Source organism: Thalassotalea sp. 1_MG-2023 (genome assembly GCF_030546745.1).
Lineage (GTDB): Bacteria > Pseudomonadota > Gammaproteobacteria > Enterobacterales > Alteromonadaceae > Thalassotalea_C.
The window spans coordinates 55501-72978 of record NZ_JAUOPD010000007.1 but is presented as its reverse complement, the minus strand read 5'-3'; the positions used below and the strand labels follow the sequence as shown (position 1 = coordinate 72978).

General features: G+C 38.0%; 15 protein-coding genes. 8 read left to right on the top strand and 7 right to left on the bottom strand.

Translation table 11 applies throughout. The annotated features are described in order from the left end of the window. Window positions 1–39: 39 nt before the first annotated feature. Window positions 40–807 (bottom strand): hypothetical protein, encoded by a 768-nt coding sequence (locus Q4489_RS07745; protein ID WP_303478698.1) that lies wholly within the window; start codon window positions 805–807, stop codon window positions 40–42. 142 nt (window positions 808–949) lie between these two features. Next, window positions 950–2614: an asparagine synthase B gene (gene asnB, locus Q4489_RS07740; protein WP_303478696.1), complete on the bottom strand. Its 1665-nt coding sequence runs from the start codon at window positions 2612–2614 to the stop codon at window positions 950–952. Window positions 2615–3179: 565 nt separating this feature from the next. Between asnB and Q4489_RS07735 the strand changes: the two genes are divergently transcribed. From Q4489_RS07735 to Q4489_RS07725, 3 genes are all read left to right on the top strand, one after another. Continuing rightward, on the top strand, window positions 3180–4412 hold the full coding sequence (locus tag Q4489_RS07735; RefSeq protein ID WP_303478693.1) for a hypothetical protein: 1233 nt from the start codon (window positions 3180–3182) through the stop codon (window positions 4410–4412). 98 nt (window positions 4413–4510) lie between these two features. Beyond that, window positions 4511–5083 (top strand): tRNA-(ms[2]io[6]A)-hydroxylase, encoded by a 573-nt coding sequence (locus Q4489_RS07730; protein ID WP_303478691.1) that lies wholly within the window; start codon window positions 4511–4513, stop codon window positions 5081–5083. Between the two features lie 12 nt (window positions 5084–5095). Beyond that, window positions 5096–6301 carry a hypothetical protein gene (locus Q4489_RS07725; RefSeq protein WP_303478688.1) on the top strand — a complete coding sequence of 402 codons (1206 nt, stop codon included), beginning with the start codon at window positions 5096–5098 and terminating at the stop codon, window positions 6299–6301. Window positions 6302–6447: 146 nt separating this feature from the next. Here Q4489_RS07725 and Q4489_RS07720 read toward each other — a convergent pair whose 3' ends face one another. The 4 genes from Q4489_RS07720 to ccoN are packed head-to-tail and all read right to left on the bottom strand — an operon-like array spanning window position 6448 to window position 9743. After that, the gene (locus Q4489_RS07720) at window positions 6448–7485 is read right to left on the bottom strand and encodes a cbb3-type cytochrome c oxidase N-terminal domain-containing protein (protein ID WP_303478685.1); all 1038 of its coding nucleotides are present in this window, start codon (window positions 7483–7485) and stop codon (window positions 6448–6450) included. Next, window positions 7478–7657, bottom strand: a complete 180-nt coding sequence (locus tag Q4489_RS07715; RefSeq protein ID WP_303478915.1) for a cbb3-type cytochrome c oxidase subunit 3 — start codon at window positions 7655–7657, stop codon at window positions 7478–7480. The genes Q4489_RS07720 and Q4489_RS07715 overlap by 8 nt, the downstream gene beginning before the upstream one ends. Window positions 7658–7662: 5 nt before the next feature. Then, complete coding sequence (gene ccoO, locus Q4489_RS07710) at window positions 7663–8307, bottom strand: cytochrome-c oxidase, cbb3-type subunit II (protein WP_303478683.1); 645 nt, start codon at window positions 8305–8307, stop codon at window positions 7663–7665. Window positions 8308–8318: 11 nt separating this feature from the next. Then, entirely contained in the window at window positions 8319–9743 is a 1425-nt protein-coding gene (gene ccoN / locus Q4489_RS07705; RefSeq protein ID WP_303478680.1) for a cytochrome-c oxidase, cbb3-type subunit I, read from the bottom strand. 242 nt (window positions 9744–9985) lie between these two features. Between ccoN and Q4489_RS07700 the strand changes: the two genes are divergently transcribed. Beyond that, window positions 9986–10426, top strand: coding sequence for a hypothetical protein (locus Q4489_RS07700; protein WP_303478678.1), 441 nt, complete (start codon window positions 9986–9988; stop codon window positions 10424–10426). On the opposite strand, the gene Q4489_RS07695 is transcribed toward Q4489_RS07700, so the two are convergent. Beyond that, window positions 10423–11046, bottom strand: coding sequence for a LysE family translocator (locus tag Q4489_RS07695; protein WP_303478912.1), 624 nt, complete (start codon window positions 11044–11046; stop codon window positions 10423–10425). The genes Q4489_RS07700 and Q4489_RS07695 overlap by 4 nt on opposite strands. Window positions 11047–11258: 212 nt before the next feature. Between Q4489_RS07695 and Q4489_RS07690 the strand changes: the two genes are divergently transcribed. The 4 genes from Q4489_RS07690 to hinT are packed head-to-tail and all read left to right on the top strand — an operon-like array spanning window position 11259 to window position 17366. After that, complete coding sequence (locus Q4489_RS07690) at window positions 11259–12635, top strand: efflux transporter outer membrane subunit (protein ID WP_303478675.1); 1377 nt, start codon at window positions 11259–11261, stop codon at window positions 12633–12635. A 5-nt stretch (window positions 12636–12640) separates the two neighbouring features. Next, window positions 12641–13906 (top strand): efflux RND transporter periplasmic adaptor subunit, encoded by a 1266-nt coding sequence (locus Q4489_RS07685; RefSeq protein WP_303478672.1) that lies wholly within the window; start codon window positions 12641–12643, stop codon window positions 13904–13906. Next, window positions 13903–17010 carry an efflux RND transporter permease subunit gene (locus Q4489_RS07680; protein WP_303478669.1) on the top strand — a complete coding sequence of 1036 codons (3108 nt, stop codon included), beginning with the start codon at window positions 13903–13905 and terminating at the stop codon, window positions 17008–17010. Before Q4489_RS07685 ends, Q4489_RS07680 begins: the two co-directional genes overlap by 4 nt. A gap of 2 nt (window positions 17011–17012) precedes the next feature. After that, window positions 17013–17366: a purine nucleoside phosphoramidase gene (gene hinT / locus Q4489_RS07675; RefSeq protein ID WP_303478668.1), complete on the top strand. Its 354-nt coding sequence runs from the start codon at window positions 17013–17015 to the stop codon at window positions 17364–17366. Window positions 17367–17478: the final 112 nt, after the last annotated feature.

Genomic DNA, 17478 nt, shown 5'->3' with positions numbered 1-17478 from the left:
CGCATGAACAGTTGTCGTGTAGTCGTTGGTTGCTCTAGTTCAGTTACCGGGTGGAATGGTCACTGCTTTTTTGTTTTCTAACGATTCAATTCGCTCTATCAGCATCTTAATTTGCATATCAAGAGAGTTTACATTGCTTGCAACTTCAATTTGTTGGCTGTTTCTCCCTTGAATGTTTTGTTGAATAGCAGCCATATCATCGCTTAGCTGGTTGATTTCTTGCTTTAACATATTGGCTTGCTGTACTTGTTCAGATAGTGCATCAACAGTGAACTCTGTCGCCGTTTGTTTTTCGGTAATATTTCCAACAGAAGCTGCTAAGGTATTTACGGTATTTGTTACGTTGCTGTTTGCACTGTCTTGTTTTTTATTTTGTGCGCGTAGTTCTTTTATTTCACTTTGATTTCTTCGCCATGCTGAAGCCCAAAGCTTATCCATTTCAGCCCAGAGTTTTTCAGTTTTTTCTGAAATAGCTTGTAATTTTGCTTTCAAGGCGACGGTTGATTCACCCATTTCTTCGCCTGTTGCTGATAACTGATCTTCAAGTTGTTGAATGCGATGATCGGCATCATCAATTGAGCTTTTCAATTGTTTATTTTGCTCAAAGAAATAGTAACCTGTGCCTGCAAGCGCGATGTATATCGCTACGGTAAAAAATACTGATACACCTGAAGTTTTATTACTAGGAGGAGTTACCGATTTTGCAGTTGTATTGCTATTTGTATTCGTCGTTTTGGTTGATGATGGCTTAATATGATCATCATCTAACGTAATGTTTGGAATTTCTGGTTCTACGCGATTTGACAAAATAACGCCTTCTTTATGATTAACAATATTAACCGTCAACTTTAAATCAATTTGTGGGAAGTTTTAATAGTTTTAGCTAAATAAATTCATTAAAAATAAAAAACCGACATATTTGTCGGTTTTTTATGCAGTTTAGCAACAACTAGTAGCTATCATTGTGAATGTTTTGTACCGCACGGCCTGATGGGTCAGCCATTTTGCTAAAGGCTTCGTCCCATGCGAGTGCTTGTGGTGTACTACATGCAACCGATTTACCACCAGGTACACATTCTGCAGCTGACGCTAGTGGAAAGTGTTCTTCAAAGATTGTCCGGTAAAAATAGGCTTCTTTAGTGTCTGGTGTGTTATGAGGAAATTTAAATTTCGCATTAGCAAGTTGCTGATCAGTTACTTGTGATTCAACATGCTCTTTTAATCCGTCTATCCAGGAGTAGCCTACGCCGTCTGAGAATTGCTCTTTTTGACGCCATAAAATTTCATCAGGTAAATAACCTTCAAAAGAGGCACGTAAAACACCTTTTTCAATTTTACCGTTACCGCACATTTTATCTTCAGGATTAATGCGCATGGCAACATCCATAAAGTTTTTGTCTAAAAACGGTACTCGCGCTTCAACGCCCCAGGCCGACATAGATTTGTTTGCACGTAAACAGTCAAACATATGCAGTTTGTCTAGTTTACGCAATAACTCTTCATGAAATTCTTGGGCATTTGGTGCTTTATGGAAGTATAAATAACCGCCAAAGATTTCATCGGCACCTTCACCAGAAAGTACCATTTTAATGCCCATGGCTTTAATTTTACGTGCCATTAAATACATTGGGGTAGAAGCACGTATGGTTGTTACATCATACGTTTCTAAGTGGTAAATTACCTCTTTGAGTGCGTCAATGCCTTCTTGTTCAGTAAAGACAACACTATGGTGAATAGTACCGATGCTATCGGCAACTTTTTGCGCCGCAATTAGATCAGGTGAACCTTCTAATCCGCAGGCAAAAGAATGTACTTTTGGCCACCAAGCTTCTGATAAGTCATTTTCTTCAATACGTCTAGCAGCAAATTTCTGAGTGATTGAAGAGATTAATGAAGAGTCTAGCCCACCAGAAAGTAGTACACCGTAAGGTACGTCTGTCATTAAATGACTTTTTACTGATTCTTCAAGTGCTTCTCTTAATTTTGTTTTGCTGGTGAAGTTATCTTTTACCGCTGAATATTCCATCCAGTTTCGTTGATAATATTTAACTAATTTACCATCTTTACTGTCTAGTAGGTGTCCAGGTGGAAATTCCTCTACAGTTTTACAAATAGGCATTAACGCTTTCATTTCTGAAGACACATAAAAGTTTCCGTCTTCATCGCGGCCAGTGTAAAGGGGGATTATTCCAATATGATCGCGAGCAATCAAATAACTATTGTCATCTGCGTTATATAAGCAAAACGCGAACATACCTTGTAATTTATCAACGAACTCAGTACCAAACTCTTGATAAAGCGGTAAAATAACTTCGCAGTCTGAATTTGTTTTAAAGTGGTAATCTACGGTGAGCTTTTCTTCGAGCGTTTTATGGTTATAAATTTCACCATTTACCGCAAGAACGTGAGACTTGTCTTCATTATATAGTGGTTGAGCGCCGTGCTCTGTATCTACAATGGCGAGACGTTCATGAACTAATATAGCATTGTCATTGCTATAAACACCTGACCAATCAGGGCCACGATGACGAAGTAAACGAGAACATTCTATTGCTTTAGGACGAAGGGCATCTGCCCCAGATTTTATTTCTAATATACCAAATATCGAACACATTGAAGCGCTACCTCTTGTATATGTAAACCAAATTGTGAATACAGCGATTGTTTGTTTGCGGAGAAGTTTATAGAAAGCTATCTTTGACAGGACAAATACAACAACTGTGCTGAACACTTTGCCACGATAAATTAAAAAAGCAATAGATGTTTGTAATTTTATTACATTAATCGCCAAGTTAACGCTTGTTCGCCGTTGAAACTCGGGTGTGTTGATCTTTTGAGTACGAATTTCGTACGAATTCAGCATGATTTAATTGAAGATACAATCAAACGATAGTTTTTTATATATAAAAGCTACAACAAAAAGTAAATCACGTTTCAACGAATCCAAAGGGCAGTGTCATTTGATTTTATCAGGTTGTTATGAGGAACAGCCTGTTACATAAGCTCAACTATATACCAATACAAAAGAAACGCTATAAAAGTATTCAGAAAAATCAGTACACCCTAGGTATTATTGTTAAGATAGTTTGTTACGATAAATTGCTTTCTTCATGTAGGTTTTATGCTTATCATCGTTAGCAGACCTAGATAAATTTTATTGCATTATAAAGGGATATAATATGAAAGGCTTCTTATCAAAATGGCTTGTGATTGCGTTATGTGCAATAAGCTTATCTCACTCGGCGTATAGTCAGCCTTTATATCAACAACAAAACGATAAGCCAGATACCTTAGCTAACGCCAAAAATGTGTCGAACAATACCATCATCGAAAAAAGTGTCGAAGAACAAAGAATTGTTGATGCAAAAACAGCAATGCCTAACGTGTTTAATGTATTAAAAACGAGGGTCGAGCTTTTTGAACACCAAATTAAGCAAGCACGTAATGTTACGGCTTTAACGCAACTTGTTATTCGCCATGCACATTTATTATGGCAGGAAGGTGTTGCAAGTTTTGAACAAACTAAACGTTATGATGATAGAAGCCTTTATTGGGCTAGGTTATCAATGTCAGCAGCTTTACGTGTTGCTCCAGCCTTTAAAGAAGCACTTTATACACAACAACAAGCATTAATGTGGAAGTTTGAATTGATCTCCAGAGGTCAGCAAGATATCAAGTTTAATAAAAGTAGCGATAAAAAAATCTTATTAACGGGTTTTGATCCGTTTTTTTTAGATCGCAACATTAGACAAAGTAACCCATCTGGTGTGGCGGCGTTAGCGCTTGACGATTTACTGATCAGTAAAGATGGTATAAGTGCGGAAATTGAAACATTCATATTACCGGTAAGGTTTGCAGACTTTGATCAGGGTATGGTTGAAGAACTATTAACGCCTTACTTTAATGACGTTGACTATATTATAACAGTGAGTATGGGCCGTACAGATTTTGATTTAGAGCGTTTTCCAGGATTACGACGTAGCGCGCACGCACCTGATAACTTAAACATGTTTACTGGCGCGACAAAAAAAGATCCTCTGCTTCCTTCACTAAATAATCATCACCTAGATGGGCCAGAATTTATCGAATTTAGCTTACCAGTCAAAACAATATCTAACGCTGCTGGGCCATTTGCTATAAATGACAATCGTAATGTAACCACAGTGACAGGTCAGCTTACTGTTGAGCATATTATGCAGTTACAAAAACGTACTTCAGTAGAAGGTTCAGGAGGAGGTTATCTTTCTAATGAAGTCTCGTATCGAAGCTTATTGTTACGTGATCAATTAAATCCAATGTTAGCGGTAGGGCATATTCATACTCCAAGTATAAAAGGGTATGAGCCTCAAAAATCAAAGTCTATTATTCAACAACTGAAAAAAATGTTGCAGTTAGCAATAACTGATAAATAAATCACCATTTTAAATGGTTAGCAGTTTCTGTACTTGTTGTTCTGTAAAAGCAGGGTAAAATAGCGCGAAATTATCTTTGTACTAACTATTTGAGCCCTATGTTTGAATTAAAATACCACACGCCCTTTGAATGGACAGAAGCTGTTTTAGCAGACTTTGATGCCTTTTTACAAGATCATGCAGCAGCAGAAAAAAAAGCATCGGGAATGGCGGTGTCTATGTTATCACATTATCCGGACAGAAAAACACTAGTACGAGCCATGACTGATTTAGCGATTGAAGAGTTGATCCACTTCAAGCAAGTGATCAAGCTAATGCAGGCTCGTGATATACAACTTGGTAACGATGCGAAAGATGTTTACATCAAAAAAATACGTGGGTTATTTCGTCATGGTCAAGACGTTTTCTTTTTAGATAGACTATTGGTTGCGGGTGTAATTGAAGCGAGAGGCCATGAACGTTTCTCTCTTGTTGCTCAAGCGCTTCCAGAAGGGAAAGAGAAAGATTTTTATGTCAGCATTGCTAAATCTGAGGAAAAGCATAAAAACCTATTTGTTGAATTAGCCTATGAATATTTCGATAAAGCAGAGGTAGATCAAAGATTAGAAGAGATTTTGGTAGCAGAAGCTGAAATTTGTTCACAACTACCTTTTACAGCGGCATTACATTAACCGCAGATGAAAGTGATTGAGAAATATCTTCAACAGTATGCCGAACCTGAGGTCATATTAATTGATAATCTTCCAGCAGAGCTACGTTATCATCATGTGGTTGTAATACCTGCCTATAAAGAGTCTGCAGCTTTCTTAAAACAATTTAATGAAAGCTGTTTACTTGAACAGGGCTTTTTATTGATTCTTGTAGTTAACCAGCCCGAAACAGAAGAAGAAAGCAGATTACAATTGGCGCTTCAAACCGAAGTATTAGAGAGTGGGTCCTTGTTATGGCAAAACCAGAACCTTGCTTTAGTACAACTTGCTGATTCACCTTCAGCAATATTGGTGGTAGACAGGTTCACAAAAAGCATACCTGCAAAACAGGGGGTTGGACTGGCACGAAAGATTGGAGCAGACCTCGCTTGTCAATTAATGCAACAACAGGTGGTGCTTAGTCAATGGATTCATTCAACGGATGCTGACGCAACCTTGCCAGCTGATTATTTTTCAGCAATAAAAAGTTGCAATGAAGACGTGGCCATTGCTACCTATAACTTTTCTCATCAATGTGAAGATGAGAAGATTTATCAGGCAAATGCATTATATGAACAAGCAATGCGTTATTACGTTGCAGGATTAACTTATGCCAACTCATCTTATAATTTTTATACTATAGGTAGCTTACTTGCATTTAAAGCGCAGCATTACGCTCAAGTTCGTGGTTTTCCTAAACGAAGTGCCGGTGAAGACTTTTATCTGATCAATAAACTTTCCAAACTTGGAAAAGTGTTGTTTATTGAACACAGTACCGTTATTTTAAAGGCGCGTCTTTCAAATAGAGTACCTTTTGGTACAGGGCCTGCGGTTGAAAAGATAATCACTAACGCCGAACAAGGATTGGGTTATTATTATTATCACCCAGCCATTTTTGATGATTTGAAAAATGTGTTAGCTAACTTAGATACGCTTTTTGAATTAAGGTTTTCTCTAAACACATGGTTTGAGAAATTATCAACAAACAGCAAACATGCATTACTATCAATTGGATTAACCAAGTTTGTTGAACAGCATTTAAATGCCAAGAAAATACAATTTGAGAAGCAATTTATTGTTTGGTTTGATGCCTTTAAAACTTTAAAGTTTATTCATCATATACGTGATAATGGCGTTGAAAGTATTTTATTATCTTCTGCACTAGAACAAGCATGCTTTATGCAATCAAGCGAGAATTAAAGAATTAAAGGGGTCAGGTACATTTAAAATTTTCTTATGCAGCCTGTTGAATCATAACCCTATCAAACAAGAGGAAGTATAAAAAAGCTATAAAAAAACCCCTTTCAAATGAAAGAGGTTTTTAGAACGTACTTATTGATTAGCTTTTATTCATGTGAAAGACTGTAAACATAAGCGCTAATAACATGCACTTTTTTCTCACCTAAGATATCTTTCCAAGCAGGCATTACACCGGCACGACCGTGGCGAATAGATTCTTGAATACCACGCTCTGAACTCGTATATAACCAAATGTTATCGTTTAATCTTGGTGCGCCGAGGGCAATACCCATCGCTTCACTACCTTGACCTTCAGTACCATGACATGCAGCACACATAACAAATTTGTCTTTACCAGATTCAATGTTACCTTGCTTAGCTTCACGTCCGCTTAAGCTTAGTACATAGGCTGCAACATCCTTAACACCTTGTTCACCACCTAACATGGTTTCCCAAGCGATCATACCTTGTGCCTTTCGGCCTTCCATAATGCTGTGTTTAATGTCAGCAGGGGTGCCTCCGTATAACCAATCTTTATCAACAAGATTAGGGAAACCGGTAGTACCGCGAGCATCAGAACCATGACACTGCGAACAGTTTTGCAAGAACAAACGTTTACCTACTTCAATTGCTTCTTTACGCTGTAGCAATTGCTCTTGTGCTTCGGTTATTTCTTGGTCAACATCAAAATCAACTTCTTGATGTTTAGCACTGGCAATTTCTTCGATGCTAAATGTCGCAAATTTATCGAAGATAGGGCCAAACCTTTGTTCAGCCGCTTTCATTTCCATATCGTATTCAACGATAAGGCCTTTTTCTCTTGCTTCGGCGGCTTGTTGTTTTGAATCTTCCATGCTCACAATGCCTTGGTTAGAGCTTGTCCAACCAAATAAGCCTTTAAAATTACCCAACCCTGGATACATTAATAAATAGCCAAAGCCCCAGATAATGGTCACCAAGAAAAATGTGCTCCACCATTTGGGTAAGGGGTTATTTAATTCTTCTATACCGTCGAAATCATGGCCAGTTGACTCGCCCTCAGGGACACCGGCAAAGTTCTTTAAACACCAACGTAGAAGGATAAAACAACCTACTAACGTTCCAAGTGTGAGAACTGTAATCCAAATACTCCAGAAACTAGACATTATTATTAGTCTCCTGTTTGTTATTTTCTTTTTTGCGATCTTCTTCAAAAATAGAATTAGCAGCTTTGTCGAACGTTGACTTGCGCTTCTTGTTATATGACCAGATCACAATGATGATAAATAAAGCTAATATTAATAAAGCTATTACGCCTCTAAGCGTTCCGTAATCCATCATTATTACTTCAATGCATGACCAAGAGATTGTAAGTAAGCAATTAGGGCGTCTATTTCGGTTTTGCCTTTTACTGCTAACTTAGCATTCTTGATATCTTCGGCTGAATATAACGGAATCGGTTTACCATCTTCATCCTTATGGCTTCTATTTCTGGTCAAGAAATTAAACGTTTCCAATTTCTTTGCCGTTAAATTGCCATCTAAAGTATTTTCGGCTAACCAAGGGAAGCCTGGCATATTAGATTCTGGCACAACTGAACGAGGGTCAATTAAGTGAGCACGGTGCCAATCGTCACTATAACGACCACCAACACGAGCTAAATCTGGACCAGTACGTTTAGAGCCCCATAAAAATGGATGCTCCCAAACATGTTCGCCTGCAACAGAATAGTGGCCATAACGCTCAGTTTCTGCGCGGAAAGGGCGGATCATTTGGCTGTGGCACACATTACAACCTTCACGAATATATATGTCACGCCCTTCAAGTTCTAATGCCGTATAAGGACGTAAGTTTTCAACAGGTTGTGTTGTTTCTTTTTGGAAAAACAACGGCGTTATTTCTACAAGTCCACCAATACTTATCGCAAATATGGTAAAGATAAAGAACAAGCCTACACTTTTTTCGACTTTTTCATGTTTATTTTTCATGGTCAGCCTCCTTATGCTTGTTCAACACGCTTAAGACTATTGTCTTCTGCGTAAATGGTTTTGAACATGTTGTAAGCCATTAATATAAAGCCAGCTACAACTAATACACCGCCTAAGAAACGGATAATATAGAAAGGATATGAAGCGGTTAAGCTTTCTACAAAACTATAGGTTAACGTACCATCTGTATTGACAGCACGCCACATTAACCCTTGCATTACTCCTGAAATCCACATTGCAACGATGTAAAGTACTACACCAGCAGTGTGCATCCAAAAATGTACATTGATTAATTTTATGCTGTACATACGACCTTGGTTAAATAACACAGGGATCAAATGGTACATCGCACCAATTGAAATCATAGCAACCCAACCTAATGCACCTGAATGAACGTGTCCGATAGTCCAGTCAGTGTAGTGTGATAATGCATTTACTGACTTGATTGCCATCATAGGGCCTTCAAAAGTAGACATACCGTAGAAAGACAATGAAACAATTAAGAAACGTAAAATTGGGTCGTATCGTAATTTATGCCAAGCACCTGAAAGCGTCATGATACCGTTGATCATACCACCCCAAGATGGAAGGAATAGCACAATTGACATTACCATACCAACACTTTGCGCCCAGTCAGGTAATGCTGTGTAATGTAGGTGGTGCGGGCCAGCCCATATATAAAGCGATACTAATGCCCAAAAGTGAACAATAGAGAGGCGATAAGAGTAAATTGGACGTTCAGCTTGTTTAGGTACGAAGTAATACATCATCCCTAAGAAGCCGGCTGTTAATAAGAAACCTACTGCATTATGACCATACCACCACTGCATCATGGCATCGATAGCACCAGAATAAATTGAATACGACTTCAACATCGATACTGGTATAACCATGCTGTTACCTATGTGTAAAACAGCTACGGTAAGAATAAAACCGCCAAAGAACCAGTTAGCTACATAGATGTGTGAAGTTTTTCTTTTTATTAATGTACCAAAAAAAACAATGATGTAAGACACCCACACGACCGCGATCAAAATATCGATGGGCCATTCTAATTCAGCATATTCTTTACTAGAAGTATAACCAAGGGGCAAGGTAATTATCGCGAGCACGATAACGAGTTGCCAACCCCAGAAGGTAAATGCCGCAAGGGAGCCACCAAAAAGGCTGGTTTTACACGTTCTTTGTACAACATAATATGAAGTAGCAAATAACGCACTGGTACCAAAAGCAAAAATTACCGCATTGGTGTGAAGAGGACGTAATCGGGAATAGGTTAACCAAGGAGTATCAAAGTTTAACGCAGGCCAAATGAGCTGCGCAGCAATAATAACGCCAAGTAAAGTACCTACAATACCCCAAATTACAGTCATTACAGTAAACTGACGTACAACATCGTAGTTATAGTCAACTGCTGACGAATCATTTTGAGTCATGGTATGGTTTCCGCAGTTATAATTATAAAATAGTGTCAAGTTGAAGAGTGATTTATAGTAATAGTTATAGCCTAAAAATTACTCAATCACACAGCGAGTCTTAAACCCGCGCGAATAATAGACATTTAGCGCCAAAAAGTCACCTGTAGATAAGAGAAAATTTGTTTTAAATCAAAAAAAATCGTTAAAGTGTTTAATTTGTCATCAATTCCCTGTAAATTCCACATTTTTAAAGACTTACCTTGAATAAAATGTACCGAAATTTTTTCTTAACTTTTATTTTTCTGATGCTTGTAAGCTGTACAGATCATAAACCTGAAGTAGCAATAAAGCCAATTTGTATCGAAGGGCAAAGTGCCTGTGTTGTTGAAGCGTTACAAAGCCAAATTCAGTTAACGTTTAATCAACAAAGGTTAGTTGCAGAAACGCCTTTTATTATGCGTATTGATTCAAACAATAATGACGAAATAATTAAAGTTCAAGGCTATATGGAAGGTGAAAATATGTACATGGGTAAAATACCCTTAATATTTATTGCAAATTCTAAGGGGTATTATGAAGCACAAGGATTTGTTGGTAGTTGCGGTTATAAAGATATGCAGTGGCGTATTTGGATTACCATCACTGATAAACATGAACGCTCTGAAACCTTATCTATTACAGTACCTAGCTATTTGCACTAACTTAATATCAACCAAATCGCGATACAAAACATTAAAAAAGCAGATATTTTATTAAGTAACTTTACATTTTCGCGTTGAGCAAGCAGTAAAGATAACCCTTTACCTCCCGTGGCATATATACACATACAAATAAACTCACAAAATAGAATAATAACAACTAAAACAAATAGTTGCTTTGGTAACGCGTGACTATCGTCAATAAAAGGCGGTAGTAATGACACCATAAAAGCCCAACCTTTAGGGTTGGCGATAGCAGTAATAAAGCCTTGTTTAAATAATCCAAATCTATCTGTTTGCAGCAGAGGTGAAGTTGTTTGATTTAGCGATAATTTACCTTTGTTTAGCCACATTTGAGTTGCTATGTAAATTAAGTAACAGGCTCCAACAAGTTTTAATATTAAGAACATTAATGGACTGTTTAACATTAACGTTGCCACACCAAGTACCGAAGAAATTGCAACAATGGCAACGCCTAATAATTCACCATACATCATCCAGCAGGTTTTTCTAACCCCAATACTCATACCTAAGCTGAGTGCAAGTGTCATACACATTCCTGGCGTTAAGCTGATTAAAAAGAAAGTAGGAAAAAAAATAAGTATTGTCGAGAGATCCATAATGTCGCTTTTAGAGTAAAGTTAAGTGTAGTTTATCGTGATTTTCTGTCGTTTTATCGAAGGTTTATCTGTTTTACGTAAAGCTATGTAAATACCATTGTGAGTTTAAAATGGGTTAAGTAACATATTTAATAACAAAAAGTTTTTCATTAACTTGTATAGATAGCGAATTAATAATGAATATAACTAAACCTTCAAAAGTTTTAAGTTTTATTGTGAGTAGTATCATTATTGCAGGGTGCAGTGCACCATCAGCAATACGTGAAAGCACCCATAATTTTATTGCCCCCGAAAAATGGCAAAGTGCGATAAGTAAACAGCAATCTCCAATTGTAAATAATTGGGTGGATACCTTGCAAGATAAAAACTTGTCAGCACTGATAGAACAAGCGCTGAATAATAACCAACAATATAAAAGTAGCTATTATTCTCTCATATTGGCTGAACAGCAAGTTACTATTGCTGGTGCATCCTTATTACCAGAATTAAATTTATCTGCTGAACAATCGCGTAGAAAAGCAGTGGGTGATCAGGTGCAATCCTACGATAATAACGCCGATATATCGTTGCAACTAAGCTATGAAGTTGATTTATGGGGTAAGTTATCAGCTCAGCAACGCCAAGCAAATTTACAATATGCTTCAGCCAAAGCGCAATTAGAGCAGCAACGTTTGACTTTAATCACAGAAGTGGCGAGTACGTGGTTCACCTTAGCAGAGGCGAATCAATTGCTTTCGCTATATCAAGAACGCGCTAAAAACTTAACTGACAACTTAGAAATGATGGAACGTTCATATCGTTTAGGTTTAAACCAAGCGCTTGACGTGTATTTAGCTAAAAATGATGTGAGTAGTCAGCTTGCCCGTGTTGCGCAACAACAGCAGCAAGTGTTAGAAATTCAACGGCAATTGTTTTTACTATTAGGCGCACCAGAGCAATCGGTAGTATATAACACTAGAGACTTACCAATATTGAATGAAAACATTGCCGTGGGAACCCCCTCAGATCTGCTAACTCGTCGTCCTGATTTAAAAAGTAGTTGGTATGACTTACTTGCTGCAAATGCAGGTTTAGCTATTGCGCATAAACAGCGATTTCCGAGCATTCAACTTCGTGCAAACATTGGCGACAGTGCTGAAGAAATTGGTAGTCTACTAAGTGGCGAGCCTTTAGCTTGGTCGTTAATTGGAAGCTTAACTGCACCTATATTTAATGCAGGTAAGTTGGCAGCTCAAGAAGAAGTTTCTCGATTAACGGTTAAACAAAAAGAACAACAATACTTGCAAAGTTTGCACGCAAGTTTTGTGGAAGTTGAAAACGCTTTAAGTAACAGACAAGCGCTTCAAGAAAGGTATACGCAATTCAACCAATCGTTAGAAAATACATTAGCAGCACGAAAACTCGCATTCGATCAATATATGAAAGGTCTTGTAACATACTCAACAGTACTTGAAGCACAACGGCGAGCCTTTGATACACAAACACAGCTGATACAGCTAACTAATCAAATTATACAAAATAAAATAACATTACATGCAGCCCTTGGTGGAAATACCAGCGAGTTGGCCAATGGTTTATGGAGCGCAGAGTAACTACTATGAAAAAGCTTAAATTAACGTTTATTCTTCCTTTAATTGTGATTGTTGCGTGTACCGTAATCGCAATGCTTATAATCGGTAACCCACCTGAGAGTAAAAGACAAGCACCAACGCGTGTAGCGCAATTAGATGTTGATGTAAAAACCATAGCTCCAACAAGCTTTACTGTTAATATTGAAAGCTATGGAACAGTAAAGCCAAGAACGCAAAGTATTCTTTACCCTCAAGTTTCTGGGCAAATTGTTAGTATTTCTAACAAATTTCAAGCCGGTGGTTTTTTTGAAAAAGGAGACATACTGGTTCGCCTTGATGACCGTGATTTAACAGCAGAAGTGGCAATAGCAAACTCAAATTTATTAAACGCGCGTCAAGCATACAGCGAAGAGCAAGCACGAGTTGAACAGGCAAAACAAGACTGGGCCCGCTTAGGGAATAGTGAACAAGCACCAGATCTAGTATTAAGAAAACCGCAAATTCAAGCAGCTAAAGCAAGTGTTGAATCCGCTCAAGCGAGCTTGCGTAAAGCAGAACTCGCCTTAGAACGAACAAGAATTATTGCACCATTTTCAGGAAGAATATTAAGTAAAAATGTCGATGTTGGCCAGCTAGTTTCAACCGGTACACAACTAGCCGAAATTTATGCTGTTGACTACGTCGAAATACGTCTTCCCATTAAAAATAAAGACTTACCTTTTATTGATTTACCTGAAAACACGCGTTTATCAAAAGCACAAGTACAACCTAAGGTACGTTTTGAATCTAGTTTAGTGAAAGGCCAATATTGGCAAGGTAAAGTGGTTCGTACAGAAGGGGCGTATGATGTTAATTCTCAGCAATTGTATGTTGTAGCACAAATTAATGACCCTTATGGCATTGAAGTTAACAATGGCATGCCGATAAAAATTGGGCAATACGTTAGTGCCGAAATTATTGGTAAAACAGTCGAAAATGCTATTACGATTCCAAACAAAGCCATTTATCAAGGAAGTTATGTTTATGTAGTTGAAAAAGAAGTGTTAATTCGCAAGGAAATAACCATAACTTGGCAAAATGCTGAAGTAGCTATGATAGATCAAGGTTTAGCAGAGGGTGATCTCTTAGTCTTAACCCCGCTTGGTCAAGTAACTTCAGGCACTCGCGTTGCAATTAACGAGCGTGATGGAAAAATTACCAAAGATAGCATTAAGCCGAAACGTTCTGGGAACAAAGATCGAAAAAAGCGGAATAAAGCTGAACGTAATGGACGTACAGGAGATGACTCATGATCGCTTGGTTTGCACGAAATCATGTTGCCGCTAATTTATTGATGATCACCATTTTAATGGTTGGTGTGATGTCAATTAAAAGCAACATTCCTCTGGAAGTTTTTCCTTCATTTGAATCAGATATTGTTAATGTGTCTGTGAGTTTACGTGGTGCCACACCTGAAGATGTTGAAAAAGGTGTTGCGATCAGAATTGAGGAAGCTGTAGAAGATCTTGAAGGGATAGAAAAAATCAGCAGTACTTCAACTGAAGGGTCTGCAAAAGTAAGGATAGAAGCGGATTCTGGCTACGATGCTCGAGAATTATTAAATGATGTTAAAAGCCGTGTTGATGCGATCAACACATTTCCAGGTGAAGCAGAAAAGCCAGTAATTTCACTACTCCAACGTAAAAGAGAAGTAATAGCGGTGACTGTTGCTTCTGACTATAGCGAAAAAGAGATCAGAACCTTTGCCGAACAAGTGCGTGATGACTTATTAAGCCTATCAGAAGTCACTCAAGTATCCTTAGATGCTGTACGAGACTATGAAATTAATATTGAAGTAAGCCAACAAAAATTACGCCAATACCAATTAAGCATTACTGATATTGCAAATGCTATTCAAAGCAGTTCAACTGATATGTCAGCCGGTAATATTCGTACCGATGGTGGTGATGTGTTAGTGCGGAGTAAAGGGCAAGCGTATCGAAAAGATGAGTTTGAACAAATTGTCATAAAAACCAATGTTGATGGCTCTATCATTCAAGTAAGTGATGTTGCAACGGTTAATGATGGCTTTGAAGAAACACCGATGCGCGCTCGTTTTAATGGCAAGCAAGGCGCAATGATTGAAGTTTATCGTATAGGTGATCAGAATGCGATAGATGTTGCTGATGCTGTGAAAGAATATATTGAAGATCGTCAATCTACCTTACCCAAAGGGTTCGAACTTAGTTATTGGGATGATGACTCCGAAATCGTAAAGAGCCGCTTAAATACGCTTATTAGTAATGCGTTACAAGGTGGCTTTCTGGTATTGATATTATTGACATTATTTTTACGACCAACCATCGCATTTTGGGTGTTTATTGGTATTCCTGTCAGTTTTATGGGCGCATTTATTATGATGCCGGTATTTGATATCTCAATTAATATTATGAGTTTATTTGGTTTTATATTGGTGCTGGGGATAGTGGTGGATGATGCCATTGTCACCGGCGAAAATATTTACCGGCATTCCCAAACTGCTTCAAGCGGCTTAGAAGCTGCCGTAAAAGGTACAGAAGAAGTCGCGACACCTGTAACCTTTGGTATTTTAACAACCGTTGCTGCCTTTTTACCGCTAGCGTTTATTGATGGTATGCGTGGTGCAATATTTGCGCAAATACCTGTCGTTGTTATTCCCGTTTTATTGTTTTCACTCATAGAATCAAAATTTGTATTACCATCGCACTTAAAGCATTTAAAAATACGCAATAAAGACACAAAAAATGCAACAGATTCACGATTTAGTCGTTGGCAACAAAACTTTGCTGATGGTTTCGAACATGCGATTATTCGTTACTATAAACCGATTTTAGCTGTTGCAACGAAACATCGGTTAACGACGCTAAGTATCTTCTTTGGCGTGTTCTTTATTATCATTGCATTTATAATGTCAGGTTGGACAAAGTTTGTCTTTTTCCCTCGGATCGCAAGTGAGACAGCGCGTGCGAACTTAACCATGCCAGTCGGTACCAATTATGATGTTGTGGATAGCTACGTTGTAAAAATGGCGGATGCCGCTAGACAATTACAAGATAAATATCGAGATGAAAATGGCAACAGCATTATTTTAAATGTTCTGGCTATTACTCGAAATGAACTCGGTCGAGTGCGCTTTGAAATTACTCCTGCAGATGAAAACCATTCAGGTATTGGCACCAAACAACTTGTTAATGAATGGCGGGAATTAATCGGTAAAGTACCTGGTGCAGAAAGCTTAATCTTTAGAGCTGAAATTGGCCGTGGTGGAGATCCTATTGATATTCAATTAGCCGCAAATGATTTAGAGACCCTTAAAGAAGTATCAGAGCAAGTTAAAGAAAGGTTAAGAACATATCCCACAGTGTTTGAAATTTCAGATAGTTTATCCAATGGTAAACAAGAACTAGAAATTGAACTCACTGACCAAGGCCATGCAATGGGGATCTCGCGTTCAACCATTACGCGTCAAGTGAGAAATGCATTCTTTGGTTCAGAAATTCAGCGTATACAACGCGGAAGAGATGACGTTAGAGTGATAATAAAATTCCCATTAGCTGAGCGTCAATCTATTGCAAATTTAAACGAAATGCTCATAGAAACACCCAGTGGTGGCCAAGTACCACTGTCACATGTAGCAACGTTAAAAGCGGGTAAAAGCCCGTCTGCTATCAACCGAATAGATAGATATAGAACGGTAAATGTAACTGCTGATGTTGATAAAGAAAGTACCAACATGACAGTCTTAAATAATGATTTAAGACCTTATATAGAGTCGTTAGTGGCTAAATATCCTGGGGTTTCTTTCACTATGGAAGGAGAAGCTAGAGAGCAAAGTGACTCATTTGGTAGCTTACAACTAGGTTTAGTCTTCGTCTTTTTCATTATTTACTGCTTATTGGCTATTCCTTTTAAATCTTACATACAGCCATTAATTGTGATGTCAGTGATCCCATTTGGTGCAATTGGCGCAGTTGTTGGCCATTGGATCATGGGAATGGATCTGACAATAATGAGTTTACTCGGTATTATGGCGTTGATTGGCGTCGTAGTTAACGATAGCTTAGTACTCGTTGATTTTATAAATAAACGCCGAGCAGAAGGTATTGCTTTAATGGAAGCGGTATTAACGGCGGGACAATCAAGGTTCAGACCTGTAATGTTAACATCGTTAACGACTTTTATAGGGTTAATGCCACTATTATTTGAAAAAGCGACACAAGCTCAATTCCTGATCCCGATGGCGGTTTCATTAGGTTTTGGTATTATATTCGCAACGTTTATTACGCTAATTTTAATCCCAGTTAACTATTTACTGGTAGAAGATGTCAAAAGGTTTGCTAAAATGACAAAAGCAAAACTTACCACTACAGAAGGTTAACAATGGCTGAAGAAACAATATTTTCAAAAATTATTCGTCAAGAGATCCCAACTGATCTTTTATATCAAGATGAATTAGTGACGGCGTTTCGAGATATATCACCGCAAGCTGATACGCATATTTTGATCATTCCGAATAAGTTGATCCCAACGGTTAATGATATCGAAGTAGACGATGAGTTAACCATGGGACGCTTATTTACGGTCGCGAAAAAATTAGCGAAAGAAGAGGGGATTGCAGAAGATGGCTTTCGCTTGATCATGAACTGCAACCAACATGGTGGACAAGAAGTTTATCACATTCATCTTCACTTACTTGGCGGTCAACCTCTAGGTAAAATGTTATCGTTACCTTAAATATTAGAGGCGGCATTCACCGCCTTTTTTACTCCCTGACAAACTCGAAATAATAAGTAATTCTTCTGTTAATAGCTGCAATGTTCGCTAACTAAACATAAAATGAGATAAG